The 13639-nt window shown below is 72.6% G+C and carries 10 protein-coding genes and 1 pseudogene; 7 read left to right on the forward strand and 4 right to left on the reverse strand.

Going from position 1 to position 13639, the window contains the following annotated elements; genetic code table 11:
- Positions 1-48 precede the first annotated feature (48 nt).
- Positions 49-1785 carry a hypothetical protein gene (locus ABZS40_RS05570; protein ID WP_354942167.1) on the reverse strand — a complete coding sequence of 579 codons (1737 nt, stop codon included), beginning with the start codon at positions 1783-1785 and terminating at the stop codon, positions 49-51.
- Positions 1786-2151: 366 nt separating this feature from the next.
- Between ABZS40_RS05570 and pseB the strand changes: the two genes are divergently transcribed.
- The 7 genes from pseB to ABZS40_RS05605 all read left to right on the forward strand — a co-directional run bounded on the left by pseB (position 2152) and on the right by ABZS40_RS05605 (position 9562).
- Entirely contained in the window at positions 2152-3135 is a 984-nt protein-coding gene (gene pseB, locus ABZS40_RS05575) for a UDP-N-acetylglucosamine 4,6-dehydratase (inverting) (RefSeq protein WP_354942168.1), read from the forward strand.
- Positions 3132-4289 (forward strand): aminotransferase class I/II-fold pyridoxal phosphate-dependent enzyme, encoded by a 1158-nt coding sequence (locus tag ABZS40_RS05580; RefSeq protein ID WP_354942169.1) that lies wholly within the window; start codon positions 3132-3134, stop codon positions 4287-4289. Before pseB ends, ABZS40_RS05580 begins: the two co-directional genes overlap by 4 nt.
- A 10-nt stretch (positions 4290-4299) precedes the next feature.
- The gene (locus tag ABZS40_RS05585; RefSeq protein WP_354942170.1) at positions 4300-5148 is read left to right on the forward strand and encodes a hypothetical protein; all 849 of its coding nucleotides are present in this window, start codon (positions 4300-4302) and stop codon (positions 5146-5148) included.
- Positions 5138-6967 carry a class I SAM-dependent methyltransferase gene (locus ABZS40_RS05590; protein ID WP_354942171.1) on the forward strand — a complete coding sequence of 610 codons (1830 nt, stop codon included), beginning with the start codon at positions 5138-5140 and terminating at the stop codon, positions 6965-6967. Before ABZS40_RS05585 ends, ABZS40_RS05590 begins: the two co-directional genes overlap by 11 nt.
- A complete protein-coding gene (locus ABZS40_RS05595) occupies positions 6964-7728 on the forward strand; it encodes a glycosyltransferase family protein (RefSeq protein ID WP_354942172.1) in 765 nt (254 codons plus the stop codon). Before ABZS40_RS05590 ends, ABZS40_RS05595 begins: the two co-directional genes overlap by 4 nt.
- Positions 7725-8855 (forward strand): spore coat protein, encoded by a 1131-nt coding sequence (locus ABZS40_RS05600; RefSeq protein ID WP_354942345.1) that lies wholly within the window; start codon positions 7725-7727, stop codon positions 8853-8855. The genes ABZS40_RS05595 and ABZS40_RS05600 overlap by 4 nt, the downstream gene beginning before the upstream one ends.
- Before the next feature lie 71 nt (positions 8856-8926).
- Positions 8927-9562, forward strand: a complete 636-nt coding sequence (locus ABZS40_RS05605) for an alpha-ketoglutarate-dependent dioxygenase AlkB (RefSeq protein WP_354942173.1) — start codon at positions 8927-8929, stop codon at positions 9560-9562.
- A 144-nt stretch (positions 9563-9706) separates the two neighbouring features.
- Here ABZS40_RS05605 and ABZS40_RS05610 read toward each other — a convergent pair whose 3' ends face one another.
- The 3 genes and pseudogenes from ABZS40_RS05610 to ABZS40_RS05620 all read right to left on the reverse strand — a co-directional run.
- Positions 9707-10225, reverse strand: a complete 519-nt coding sequence (locus ABZS40_RS05610) for a TrmH family RNA methyltransferase (protein ID WP_354942174.1) — start codon at positions 10223-10225, stop codon at positions 9707-9709.
- Between the two features lie 194 nt (positions 10226-10419).
- Positions 10420-12903 carry a DNA topoisomerase IV subunit A gene (locus tag ABZS40_RS05615; RefSeq protein WP_354942175.1) on the reverse strand — a complete coding sequence of 828 codons (2484 nt, stop codon included), beginning with the start codon at positions 12901-12903 and terminating at the stop codon, positions 10420-10422.
- 92 nt (positions 12904-12995) lie between these two features.
- Positions 12996-13634 (reverse strand): annotated as a pseudogene (locus ABZS40_RS05620) (toprim domain-containing protein); the annotation flags it as partial.
- Between the last annotated feature and the right edge of the window lie 5 nt (positions 13635-13639).

Raw genomic sequence — 13639 nt, forward strand, 5'->3', positions numbered from 1 at the left:
GACATCCGCCGTTCACGAATAGCGGTGTCCACCGGGGGGCGCGGTAGGTCAGGCCCGCCGCCAGGCGGCCCAGTGCTGCTCGGGGTTGCCGCCGAGTCGGACGAAGCCGTACGCCGTGCCGTTCCAGTCTTCGGCCTGCCCGGGCGCCCAGCGGGCGAACACCACCTGCGCCGCGGCCGGCGGCTGCCCGACACCGAACCACCGGACGTCGGTCCAGGTCACCTGGTGGCTGAGGTTGAACCGCAGGACGTAGTGCACGCCGGTCGAGGCCCACACCCGCTCGCCGGGGCGTACGCCGACGTCGGCCACCCGGGGCGTCGGCGCGGTGCTCGCGGCGGTCGGTCGCACGATCCGCTGGTCGATCACCTGCATCGTGACGAGGTTGACCACCACGACGGCGCCGAGGATCGGTAGCCGCAGGCGGGGCACCCGGACCGTGGCGACGAGCAGCACGCAGGCGGCGATGCCGACCAGCGACCCGACCACCGGTCGCAGCTCCCGCCAGCCCCCGGTCAACGCCGCCAGGTCCGGTGCGCTGAACCCGCCGTAGCGCAACCGGTGGCCCTGGCTGGCCACGTACGCGAGTCGGGCGGCGACCAGCGCGCCGCCGCCGACCAGCAGCGCCACCGCGACCGCAGCCCGGCGCAGCACCGCCCGCCACCCGGCGGTGAACAGCACCCCCAGCCCGACCAGCAGCCAGAACGGCGCCAGCATCTGCACGTAGCGGCCGTAGATCGCGTCCAGCGGCTTGCCGGTGATGCCGGACAGGATCACCGACGCGCCGCCGGCCACCCCGACGGTCACCACCAGCGCCACGCCCAACGTCCAGCGGGCCGCGTCGCCGTGCCGTGGGCGCCACAGCTCGCGCACGGCGCCGGCCCAGGCCACCCCCGCCATTCCGAAAGTGATCACCACGAGGTACCAGAGCTGGGTGGTGACCGCGGCACCCACCCGGGCCACGCCCTGGGCGGAAGCGATCGCCTCGACCATGCTGCCGCCGGGGGTGCTGCCGAGCAGGTAGACCTTGCCGCCGAGGTAGCGGATGGCGGCCTCGTTGACGAGCGCCATGGCGAGCACCGGCAGCAGCGCCGCGAGCACCGCGGGCGGGCTGATCCGGCGGCGGACGAACAGCAGCAGGACCAGCCCGGCGTGCACGGCCACGATCACCAGGCCGCGCGAGTGCAGCAGGTGGAACCCGCCGACCAGCAGGCCCACGGTGGCGGCGGCGAGCGGGCCGGGCCGGATGATCCAGCGGTGCACGGCGAGCAGCCAGGCGACCACGAGCGGTGCCATCACCGCGTCGATCATGGCGACGCCCGCGTAGAAGGCGGTGGCCGGCAGGGTCGCCGCCGCGACCGCGCCGAACAGCGCGTACGAGCGGCGCAGCTGGAACAGACGGCGACCGAACAGGTACGCCAGCGGCAACAGCGTCGAGTTCACCATCGCGTTGATCAGCTGGACGAGCCGGTAGCTGTCGGTGAAGTCCCGGTCCCCGAGGAACGCCGGCGAGATCAGCATCGGGTAGCCGACCCGGCGCAGCAGGTCGTTCTCGCTGCTGAAGCCCCCCGGACCGCCGGCCAGCGCGCGGGCGGTGTTCAGGTAGCTGTCCTCGTCGGTGTGCGCGATCGGCAGCACGACGTGCCGGGACCACCACATCCGCCAGGCCACGCTGAGCACCCAACCGACGACCAGCAGCAGCGGCACCAGCCAACGCCGGGCGGACGGGCCGCTCGGCGTCTCGGCCACCACCACCGGCCGTTCGATCACGTCACTACCGGGTGCCATGAACGCCTCCAGAATTGCCGGCCGGACCGGGCCCGCGCTGATCCGACGGGCCTACCGGCCGGCGTCGGTGACGCCCGGGGTGGCCCGCTCGCACCGAGCCGGTGTGGATGTCGGGTGAACGTGGGACCCGGCTGCGCGCCGGGGCCGACAGGTCGTTCGCGCGGTCACTGTAACGGCCCGATCCGGCCAGGTCAGCCCCCATCCGGGGCGGTCGGAAGTGTTCGCCTACGCGGTGTCCGGCATTCACGGGAGCGGAGGTTGTGGTTCACCCGCGAGCGCCGAGGAGTTAACCCGCCATGGCTAGCGTGTCACCCCGGTCGGCCGGCCCAGGGCCGCTCGTTCATCCACGAACACGGGAGCACCACATTGAGTGAGTTGAATGGATCGTCCATTCTGATCACCGGGGGAACTGGTTCCTTCGGCAGGACGTTCCTCCGGCACATCCTCAACGAGGCCGACCCCGCCCGCGTGGTGGTGTTCTCCCGTGACGAGCTCAAGCAGTACGAGCTGCGCCAGCAACTCGGCGACGACCCGCGGCTGCGCTGGTTCATCGGGGACATCCGGGACCGGCACCGCCTCACCCGGGCCATGCACGGCGTCGACCACGTGGTGCACGCCGCCGCGCTGAAGCAGGTGGACACCGCCGAGTACAACCCCTCGGAGTACATCGCCACCAACATCACCGGCTCACAGCACGTCGTCGACGCGGCGATCGAGGCCGGAGTCAAGAAGGTCATCGCGCTCTCCACCGACAAGGCGTCCAGCCCGATCAACCTGTACGGCGCGACGAAGCTGGTCGGCGACAAGCTGTTCGTCTCGGCCAACCACTACGCCGCCCAGCACCCCACCCGGTTCTCGGTGGTGCGCTACGGCAACGTGGTGGGCAGCCGCGGCTCGGTCGTCCCGCTGTTCCGCCGGCTGGCCGCCGAGGGCAAGAGCCTGCCGATCACCGACAAGCGGATGACCCGCTTCTGGATCACGCTCGACCAGGCCGTGCAGTTCGTCATGGACTCGTTCGACCAGATGCAGGGCGGCGAGCTGTTCGTGCCGCGTATCCCGAGCATGCGCATCCTCGACCTGGTCGAGGCCGTGGCCCCGGACGCCACCACTCACGAGATCGGGATCCGGCCGGGCGAGAAGCTGCACGAGGAGATGATCGCGCCCGACGACAGCCGGCGGACGCTGCGCGCCGACGGCCGGTTCATCGTCCAGCCGACAATCGCGACCTGGGGCTACCAGGCGCCGGCCGACTGCGACCCGGTGCCGGACGGCTTCGCCTACCAGTCGGACACCAACGACGAGTGGCTCACCGTCGAGCAGTTGCGCGACATGCTCGGCATCAACGGATGACGGGGATGCTCCCGTACGGCCGGCAGTCGATCAGCGAGGACGACGTCGCGGCCGTCGCCGACGTGCTGCGCGGCGACTGGCTCACCACCGGTCCACAGGTCGACGCCTTCGAGGCCGACCTCGCCCGCTGGACGGGCGGGGTCGGTGTCGCCGCCGTCTCCAACGGCACCGCTGCGCTGCACGTGGCGTACGCGGCGGCCGGGGTGGGACCGGGCGACGAGGTGGTCGTTCCGCCGATGACGTTCGTGGCGACCGCCAGCAGCGCTGTCGCCCTCGGCGCGAAGATCGTGTTCGCCGACGTCGACGACGAGACGTTCTGCCTCGACCCGGCGGCGGCCGCCGCCGCGGTCACCTCCCGCACCAAGGTCGTCTCCGCCGTCGACTACGCCGGCCACCCCGCCGACTACGACGCCCTGCGCAAGTCGGTCGAGGGCAGCGACGCGCTGCTGCTCGCCGACGCGGCGCACTCGATCGGCGGCACGTACCGCGGTCGGCCGGTGGGCTCGCTCGCCGACCTGACCACGTTCTCGTTCTTCCCCACGAAGAACCTGACCACCGCCGAGGGCGGCGGCGTCGCGGCGCTGGACCCGGAGATCCTGAAGCGGGCCCGCCGATTCCGTGGCGTCGGCGTGGTCCGCGACCGCGACGACCTGCGCTTCCCGGACGAGGGTGGCTGGTACTACGAGGTCCCCGAGTTCGGGCTGAACTACCGGCTGCCGGACGTGCTCTGCGCCCTGGGCCGCAGCCAGCTGCGTCGGCTCGGCGAGTTCACGGCCCGCCGCAGCGCCCTGGTCGCCCGGTACGACGAGGCGCTGGCCGACCTGGACGGCGTGCTGCTGCCGACCCGCAGGTCGTGGGCCGAACCGGCCTGGCACCTCTACCCGATCCGGGTGCTCGACGGGCGTCGCCGCGAGGTGTACGACCAGATGCGGGCCGCCGGGATCGGCGTCCAGGTCAACTACGTCCCGGTGCACTGGCACCCGGCCTTCGCCGACCTGGGGTACCGACGCGGATCCTGCCCGGTGGCCGAGTCGTTCTACTCCCAACAGCTGTCGCTGCCGCTCTACCCGGGGCTCAGCGACGCCGACCAGGACCGCGTCATCGACGCGCTGACCGCCACGCTGCGGGTCGGCTCGGTGCGTTCCGCCGCCTGATGGGAACCTGATGCACCACGCCAACCACTTCTACGGTCACGCGCACGTGCTGGCCCGGTACGCCGGACTCGGCGACCGGCACCCACCACGGATCAACGGGTACGTGCAGCACGGCTGGAACATCGGTGACGGCCTGGCCCCCGGCCACCCGTACGCCGAGCGCACCCCCAGCCTGCTCTGGTCCGAGCAGACCCGCCGCCGGGCCTGGTCGGTGGGGCGCCGCAACGTGGTCGTCATCGGCGCGCCGTTCAGCTACCTGCTGGCCATGCGACCCGAGGAACCGCCGGCCGAGGAACGGGAAGGCACCATCTGGTACCCGTTCCACGGCTGGGAGGGACAGCACGTCAAGGGCGACCACCGTAAACTGATCGCCCTCATCCAGGACACCGAACCCGGCCCGGTCACTGTCTGCCTCTACTGGCACGAGTACCGGATGCGCACCGTGCGCCGGCTCTACGAGCGCGCCGGGTTCCGGGTGATCTGCCACGGCTACCGGGGGCACTGGTGGAAGGACACCGACCCGGAGTTCCTCGACCGGCAGCTCACCGAGCTGCGCCGTCACCGCCGGGTAGCATCCAACCGGCTGACCAGCGCGATCTTCTACGGCATCGCCGCGGGGTGCGAGCCGGCGGTCTACGGCGACCCGATGATCCTGTCCAACGAGGACCCGACCTTCGGCGGCACCGCTCGGATCCGACGGCAGTGGCCGCAGCTGCACGGCACCTCTGTCGACCTGTCCACCGCGGTCGAGATCGCCCGCGCCGAACTGGGCACCGACCACCGCTGCACGCCGGCCGAGCTCCGCGAGCTGCTCGGTTGGGCGAACCTCCAGGAGGAAGAGGAAGACCGTGACGACTGAGACGGCACCCGCCGACCGGATCACCCTGCCGGGCGGCGAGATGCTGGCCTGGTCGGACCTGCCGCAGGAACGGCTGGCCAACGGTGGGCCGCTCGCCGCGCTGGCCGCCCGGTTGGTGCCGCCCGGCGCCCGGGTCCTGGTGGCCGGTCCACACGACCCGGCGCTGCTCGACCAGCTCACCCACGCCGAGGTCACCTGCCTGCTGCGCAGCCACCCGGACGCGGTGGCGCTGGCGCACCGGGCCGCCCGCGTGGTGGTGGGCGGCCCGGCCGGGCTGCCCGACGACGAGACGTACGACGTGGTGATCGCGGCTGCCGGGCTGGACCCGGTGGAGTCGGTGGAGGGCACCCGGCTCGGCTGGGACGGTGTGCTGGCACGACTCGTCGCCGCGGTGCGACCGGGTGGCGCGTTGCTTCTGCGCCTGGACAACCCGCTGGGCCTGCACCGGCTGGTCGACACCTCCCCCTGGTACGCCCGCCGCGACGACTCCGCCTGGGTGATCGGCGGCGTGCTGGACCGGGCCCACCCGGCCAACCGGGACCAGCTGCGCGAGCGGCTCGGCGCGGCGGGGCTGCGGCCGGCCGCGTGCTGGGCCGCGTACCCCGATGTCAGCACCCCGACGGCCCTGTTGGACGCCGACCACCTCGACCGGGACGCGGGCTCCGGCCTGTTCGACGCGGTCCTGCACGGCGCCTGCGCCGGGGGTTTCACCAGCGCCACAGTGCTTCAGGATCCGGCCCGGCTGGCGGTGGACGCGCTGCACGCCGGGCGGGCCGCCGACCTCGCACCGGGCTGGCTGACCCTCGCCCACCGGCCCGCCGACCCCACCGACCAGACCACGCCGACCGTGGACCGGGACCTGCCGGTGGCCCTCGTGCAGACCGGTCGCCCCGGGATCGGCGTGCTGGAGGTGCTGCACGGCCCCTCCGGTTGGCGCTGGGGGCTCATCCCGGCCACCGACGCGACGACGTCGGCCGTCGCGCCGTTCGCCAGCCGCGAGGCCGCGTACCGGGACGCGGACGCGCTGTCCGGCCCGGTTCCGTCCGGCCGGCTGCTGCGTACCCTGCTGCTCGACGCGGCCCTGCGCCGCGACCTGGCCACAGTGCGCGCGCTGCTGCACGGATACTCGGGTTGGCTCGCCGACCAGGCCGACACCGGCGGCCGGATCGCCGGCGCGGCGGCGCTGGCCGGCACCGACAACGTGGTGGTCGACGGCGAGCGGTACGCGGTGCTCGACCCCAGCTGGCGGGCCACCGCCGCGCTGCCCGGTGACGTGGTGCTCGCCCGCGGGCTGTGGCGCTTCGCCGCGGGCCTGCTCACCGGCGGGTACGCCCACCCGTGGTCGTCCACTCTCGACGTCGCGGGCCTGACCGTCGTGCTCGGCGGACTCGCCGGCCACGACCTCGACCGCGCGACGGTCAGCGAGGCGGTCGAGGCCGAGGCGGCCATCGCCGCCGCACTGCACGGGCTGGACGCCGGCGGCAGGGTCGACCTCGCCACCGAACTGCACGCCGTCGCGCCGACCGACCCGCCGGTCGGCGGGCACAGCTACCAGCAGCTCCGCGAGGCGTGGCTGCGCCAACGGGAGGAACTCACCCGGCTGGCCGCGCTGACCACCTGGACCGAGGAGCTGCTCACCTCGCGGGAACGGGCGCTACGCCGGGCCGAAACCACGATCAGCCTGCTCAGCGGGTCGATCAGCTACCGGGTGGGCCGGCTCGCCATCACGCCGGCCCGACTGGCCAAGCGGGGGGCCCGCGCCGCCAAACGCCGCGCCACCGCGGTGCTCGCCCCCAAGCAGCAGGAGGAGCAGCAGTGACCGGCGTACCGCCGTCCGGGACCGCTGCGGGGCCACGAATCGTCGGCATCGTGCAGGCGCGCATGGGTTCGTCCCGGCTGCCCGGCAAGGTGCTCCGCCCGCTCGCCGGACGTTCCGTGCTGGGCCGGGTCGTACGCGCCGCCCGCGACAGCGGCGTCCTGGCCGACCTGGCGGTCGCCACCAGCACCGACGCTGTCGACGACGCGGTCGCCACCGAGTGCGCCCGGCTCGACGTACCGTGCCACCGCGGGCCGGTCGACGACGTGCTGGACCGATTCGTGGGCGCCCTCGCGGCGCACCCGGGGGACGCCGTCATGCGGTTCACCGCCGACTGCCCCCTGCTCGACCCGGAGATCATCGCCCTGGTCGCGTCGGTGTACCGGGCGGTCCCCGGGCTGGACTACGCCAGCACGTCGATCGCCCGGACCCTGCCCCGAGGGCTGGACGTCGAGATCATCCGAGCGGAGACGCTGCGCACCCTGGGCCGACTCGCCACCGACCACCACCGGGTGCACGTCACCTCGTACGCGTACACCCATCCGGAGTTGTTCCGGGTGCTCGGGGTGACGCTCACGCCGGACCGCTCCGCGCTGCGGCTGACCCTCGACACCGAGCAGGACTGGGCGCTGGTCGGCGCGATCATCGACCACTTCGGTGACGTCAGCGTGCCGTTGGCCAAGCTCGCCGACTGGCTCGACGGTCAGCCCCGGCTGCGCGCGCTCAACGCCGGCGTACGACAGAAGCACCTGGAGGAGTCCTGAGCACCCTGAGGGTCGGGTTGCGCTGCGACGCCGGGCCACGGCGCGGCGTCGGCCACCTCGTCCGCTGCCTGGCGCTCGCCGAGGAGTTCCTCGCCCGGGGCGCCGACGTCACGGTGTTCGGCACCGTCGAACGGCTCGACTGGGCCACCGCGGAGCTGGCCGCGCGGGGCATCCCGCTGCTGCCCGGCCCGGACTCGGCTGCCGAACTGGTCGAGGCGGCCCGCCGACACGACCTGGACGTGCTGGTCCTCGACTCCTACGAGCTGGATCCGGCCGGGGCCGGCGCCCTGCGCGCCGCCGGCGTCTACACCCTCGCCATCATCGACGGCGACGGCCGGGGCCAGGTCGCGGACCTCTACCTCGACCAGAACTTCGGGGCGGAACTGCCCGGGCCGGGTGCCGGGGCGGAGCTGGCCGGTCCGGGTTTCGGAGCGGAGCTGGCCGGTCCGGGTGCCGGGGCGGAACTGCCGGGGCGGCTGCTCGCCGGGAGCGGGTACGCCCTGCTGCGCGACACCGTGATCGGCGCCCGGCCGCCGGTCGTCCCGCCCGCCACGGCGGTCAGCCGCCCCCGGGTGCTGGCGTTCTTCGGCGGCACCGACGCGGTCGGCGCGGCCCCGGTCCTGACCCGGGTGCTGGTGGCCACCGGTCACCCGATGGACCTCACTGTCATCGTCGGGCGACCCGAGATCGAGGCGGAGGTCGAGGACGTCACCCCCGGCCGGGGGCAGATCATCCGACCGGTCCCGCCCACCACCTCGCTGCCGGCACTGATCGCCGAGGCGGACCTGGTGGTCAGCGCCGCCGGCACGTCCACCTGGGAACTCTGCTGCCTCGGCGCACCCAGCGCACTGGTCTGCGTGGTCGACAACCAACGTGAGTCGTACACCCGGGTGGTGCGGCACGGCCTGGCCGCCGGCCTCGGCGAGCTGCCGGAGCTGACCGCCGGCGGCGTCGCCGGACGAGCCGCGCGCGCGGCGGCGGCGCGGACCCTGCACGGGCTGCTCAGTTCGCCGCAGCGGCGCGCGACGCTCGCCGCGCGCGCCTGGTCCACCGTTGACGGGCAGGGCCGGGCGCGGGTGGTGGACGCGGTGTTCGACGCCGTACGCGCCGCCGCCGTCCCCGGCTGACCGCAGCAGGCCACTGTCACGCTCAACCGGCGACTAGCACGGGTGTACGAAAGTGCTGCTAGGGTGGCGGTATGACGCAGGCCGCCTACCAGCCGTCGATGCTCGACCTGGCCGACGCCGGGCCGACCCTGGGGCCGCTGCCCGGCCAGATCCGCCGGCACCAGCTCAGCCGGGGCGCCTGGGTCGACCACCTCCCGGGCTGGGTGCGCGGCTCCGACACGCTCCTCGACACCCTGCTCACCGAGGTGCCCTGGCGTGCCGAACGGCGCACCATGTATGACGCCGAGGTCGACGTGCCCCGCCTGCTCTGCTGGTACGACGGCGCGAGGCAGCTCCCCCACCCCGTCCTCACCGCCGCGCGGGCCGCGCTGACGACGCACTACGCGCCCGAGCTGGGCGAGCCCTTCGTCACCGCCGGCATGTGCCTCTACCGGTCCGGCCGCGACAGCGTGGCCTGGCACGGCGACACCATCGGCCGCTCGGCGCACACCGACACGATCGTCGCGATCGTCTCCTTCGGGTCACCCCGACCGCTGCTGCTGCGTCCACGCGGCGGCGGCGAGAGCCTGCGCTTCCCGGTGGGCCACGGCGACCTGATCGTGATGGGCGGCTCCTGCCAACGCACCTGGGAACACGCCATCCCCAAGACCACCCGCCCGGTGGGCCCCCGGGTAAGCGTCCAGTTCCGCCCCCACAACGTCGCCTGACCCCCACCCGCACCTCCCGCCCCGCCCCCCACGCCGCCGATCTTGCACTTTCGGACGTCGTTATGCCGCTTCTACACCACGTTGCCGGGGCACCAAGTGCAAGATCGGCGCGGGTGGGGGCGTGGTGCGGGAGCGGAGCGCGGGCTAGAGGAGGCCGGCCAACTTGTAGAGGACCAGGGAGCCGGCTACCGCGACGTTGAGGCTGTGGCCGTGGCCGACCATGGGAATCTCCACCGCCGCGTCCAGTTGGTCGAGTGCCTCGGGCGGGATGCCTGTCGCCTCGTGCCCCAGCAGCACCACGGTGCGGCCCCGCGCGGCCGGCAGGTCACCGAGCCGGACGGCCTCGTCGGCCAGTTCCACCCCGAGGACCCGGGCGCCGGCGGCCCGTTCGGCGGCCAGCCAGCTCAGCGGGCTACCGACCCGGTGAACGCAGCCCGGCCGGCGCAGCGTGTTGCCCCGGGCCACGGCCTCGTCCACCCAGCGGAACGGGGGCACGGCCAGGCAGGCGCCGACCGCGTCGCACGTCCGTAACAGGGTGCCCAGGTTCGCGCCGTGCATTGGCCAGAGTGGCGCGGCGATCAGGTGACCCCAACAGCGGTGTGGCCGGGGACGGCGGGCGGCGCGCAGCTCACGCCTGGGCCGGACCCGGATGGCGGCACTCACGCCGCGCCGGCGACTCCGCCGGACAGAGTTGACATCATGTTGAAGGGTGCTTAGCGGCGCACCCAGACCCTCACCGACAACAGAGGACCCCACCATACAGCGCTGACGGACGCCCCACTGCCCAAGATCGTGCTCGAACCTGGTTCGAGCACGATCTTGGGGCCGGGCGCGCCGGGCGCGACAACGCGGGTGGGTCAGTCGCGCTCGATCAGGTGGCCTACCACAGTTGGGCCGAGCATCACCGCGAAGCCGCTGCCGTCGCGGCGCGGGTCCGCCGCGGGCAGCTCCACAGGGTCGCCGGTGGCGGTCGCGCCGACCGGTCGCGGGCCCACCCAGGCGACGGCCACGTCCGTCTCACCCTTGAGGAAGCGGTGCGCGCGCACGCCGCCGGTCGCCCGGCCCTTCGCCGGGTACGCCTTGAACGGCGTCACCTTGACCGTCGCGCCGGTGGAGGTGACCACCATCGGCTCGCCGTGCCCCGGGTCGTCGGTGCGCACGGCACCGAAGAACGCGACCCGCGCCCCGGCCGGCAGGTTGATGCCGGCCATACCGCCGCCCTTGAGGCCCTGCGGCCGGACCAACCCTGCGGGGAAGCGCAACAGCGACGCCTCCGAGGTGACGAAGGTCAGCGTCTCGGTGCCGTCGGTCAGCCAGGTCGCCCCGACCACCTCGTCACCGTCGCGCAGACCGATCACCTCGAACTCGTCGGAGCGCACCGGCCACTCCGGCGAACAGATCTTCACAGCGCCCTGCCGGGTGCCCAACGCCAGCCCCGGTGAGCCCTCGGCCTGCCCGCCGAGCGGGGCCAGGCCGACGACCGTCTCCCCCGCCGCCAACGGCACCAGCTCGGCCGCGGACATACCGCCCCGCAGTGACACCGTGCCCGCCTGCTCGGGCAGCACCGGCAGCGGCAGGACGTCGACCTTGAACGCCCGGCCGGCGCTGGTCAACAGCAACACCCGACCACGGGCGGTGGAGTGCGCGATGGCGCGTACCGTGTCGTGCTTGACCCGGCCGTTGCGTCGGCGCCCCTCGGAGCTCTCCTCCGACTCGGCAGCGGTCCGGGCGACCAGCCCGGTGGCGGAGAGGATCACCTGGCACGGGTCGTCGGCGACCTCCAGCGGGCCGGCCGGCGCGGACGCGGCCAGCACCTCCTTCAGGTCACCGTCGACAAGCGTCGTACGACGTTCGGTGCCGAACTGCTTGACCACGGCCGCCAGCTCGTCGGAGACCACCTTCTTGAGCACCCGCTCGTCGTCGAGGATCTTGCTCAGCTCGGCGATCTCGGCGCGCAGCCGCTCCTGCTCGGCCTCCAGCTCGATCCGGTCGAACTTGGTCAACCGGCGCAACGGAGTGTCCAGGATGTACGTGGCCTGGATGTCGGAGAGACCGAACCGGCTCATCAGCCCGTCCTTGGCGGCCTGCGCGTCGTCGCTGCCCCGGATCAGCCGGACCACCTCGTCGATGTCCAGCAGCGCGATCAGCAGACCGTCGACCAGGTGCAGCCGCTCCTGACGCTTGCGCCGACGGTACGAGGTGCGCCGGGTGACCACTTCGTACCGGTGGGCCAGGAAGACCTCCAGCAGCGCCTTGAGGCCCAGCGTGCGCGGCTGCCCGTCGACCAGGACCAGGTTGTTGACGCCGAACGACTGCTCCAGTGGGGTCAGCCGGTAGAGGTCGGCGAGCAGCGCCTGCGGATTGACCCCGACCTTGCACTCGACGACGAGCCGGGTGCCGCTCTCCCGGTCGGTGAGGTCCTTGACGTCGGCGATGCCGGTCAGTCGCTTGGTCTTGGTGACCTCGTTGGTGATCGCGGCGATGACCTTCTCCGCGCCGACCCCGTAGGGCAGCTCGACCACTGTTATCGCCTGACGGCCCCGGCTGCCCTCGATGGGGCCGATCTCCACCTTGCCGCGCATCCGCACCACACCGCGCCCGGTCTCGTACGCCCGGCGCACCTCGTCCAGGCCGAGCAGCACCCCACCGGTGGGCAGGTCGGGGCCGGGGACGAACTCCATGAGTTTGTCCAGAGTGGCGTCCGGGTGGTTGATCAGCCAGCGGGCCGCCGAGACGACCTCCGCCAGGTTGTGCGGGATCATGTTGGTGGCCATCCCGACCGCGATCCCGGACGCGCCGTTGACCAGCAGGTTGGGGAAGGCCGCCGGCAGCACTGTCGGCTGGGTCAGCGACCCGTCGTAGTTGGGCTCGACATCGACGGTGTCCTCGCCCAGCTCACCGACGAGCAGCATGGCCTCGCGAGACATTCGCGCTTCGGTGTAACGCGAGGCAGCCGGTCCATCGTCTGGGGACCCAAAATTCCCGTGCCCGTCGATGAGCGGCACGTTGAGGGAGAAGTCCTGCGCGAGGCGGACCATGGCGTCATAGATCGCCGTGTCGCCGTGCGGATGGTACTTTCCCATTGTATCCCCGACAATTCGGGCAGACTTCACATGCCCGCGATCCGGGCGGTAGCCCTGCTCGTACATCGACCAGAGGATGCGCCGGTGCACGGGCTTGAGGCCGTCGCGGGCGTCGGGCAGGGCGCGGGAGTGGATGACCGAGAACGCGTACTCCAGGTAGGAGTCGGAAACCTCGGTGACCAGCGGGTTGTCGAAGACCCGCGCGCCGGCCTGGTCGAACGAGGAGAGGTCGACCTTGTTTTCCTTACGGCGTGCCATGACTCAGCTCTCCACTGGAACGGAACGGGCGCTCATGCCGGCGCTTCGCAACGGCACGAGGTGCCATCGCGCTGTATCGAAAACCCGCTCGCTCATGCGTCGATCGCATCCCGGTCGACGCGGTCGGCGGAGTCGATGAGCCAGTTGCGGCGCGGCTCGACCTTCTCGCCCATCAGCAGTTCGAGGATGCGTTCGGCGGCGTCGACGTCGTCGAGGGTGATCCGGCGTACGGCACGGGTGGCCGGGTTCATCGTGGTGTCCCACAACTCGTCGGCGTCCATCTCACCGAGACCCTTGAAGCGCGGGATGGGCGTGACGATCTGCTTGCCGGCCTTCTCCAGCTTGCGGACCGTCGTCTCCATCTCGGCCTGGGTGTAGGTGTAGACCGTCTGCGGGCTGCGCCCCCTGGTGGTGATCTTGTGCAGGGGCGGCATCGCGGCGTAGAGCCGACCAGCCTCGATCAACGGCCGCATGTACCGGGCGAACAGGGTGATCAGCAGCGTGCGGATGTGCGCGCCGTCCACGTCGGCGTCGGCCATGATCAGCACGCGGCCGTAGCGCAGCGAGGAGAGGTCGAACGTGCGCCCCGAGCCGGCGCCGAGGACCTGGACGATCGCCGCGCACTCGGCATTGTCCAGAACCTGCTGGAGGTTGGCCTTCTGCACGTTGAGGATCTTGCCGCGGATCGGCAGCAGCGCCTGGTATTCGGAGGTCCGCGCTACCCGGGCGCTGTTGT

The organism is Micromonospora sp. NPDC005324, assembly GCF_040607155.1.
GTDB lineage: Bacteria > Actinomycetota > Actinomycetes > Mycobacteriales > Micromonosporaceae > Micromonospora > Micromonospora trifolii.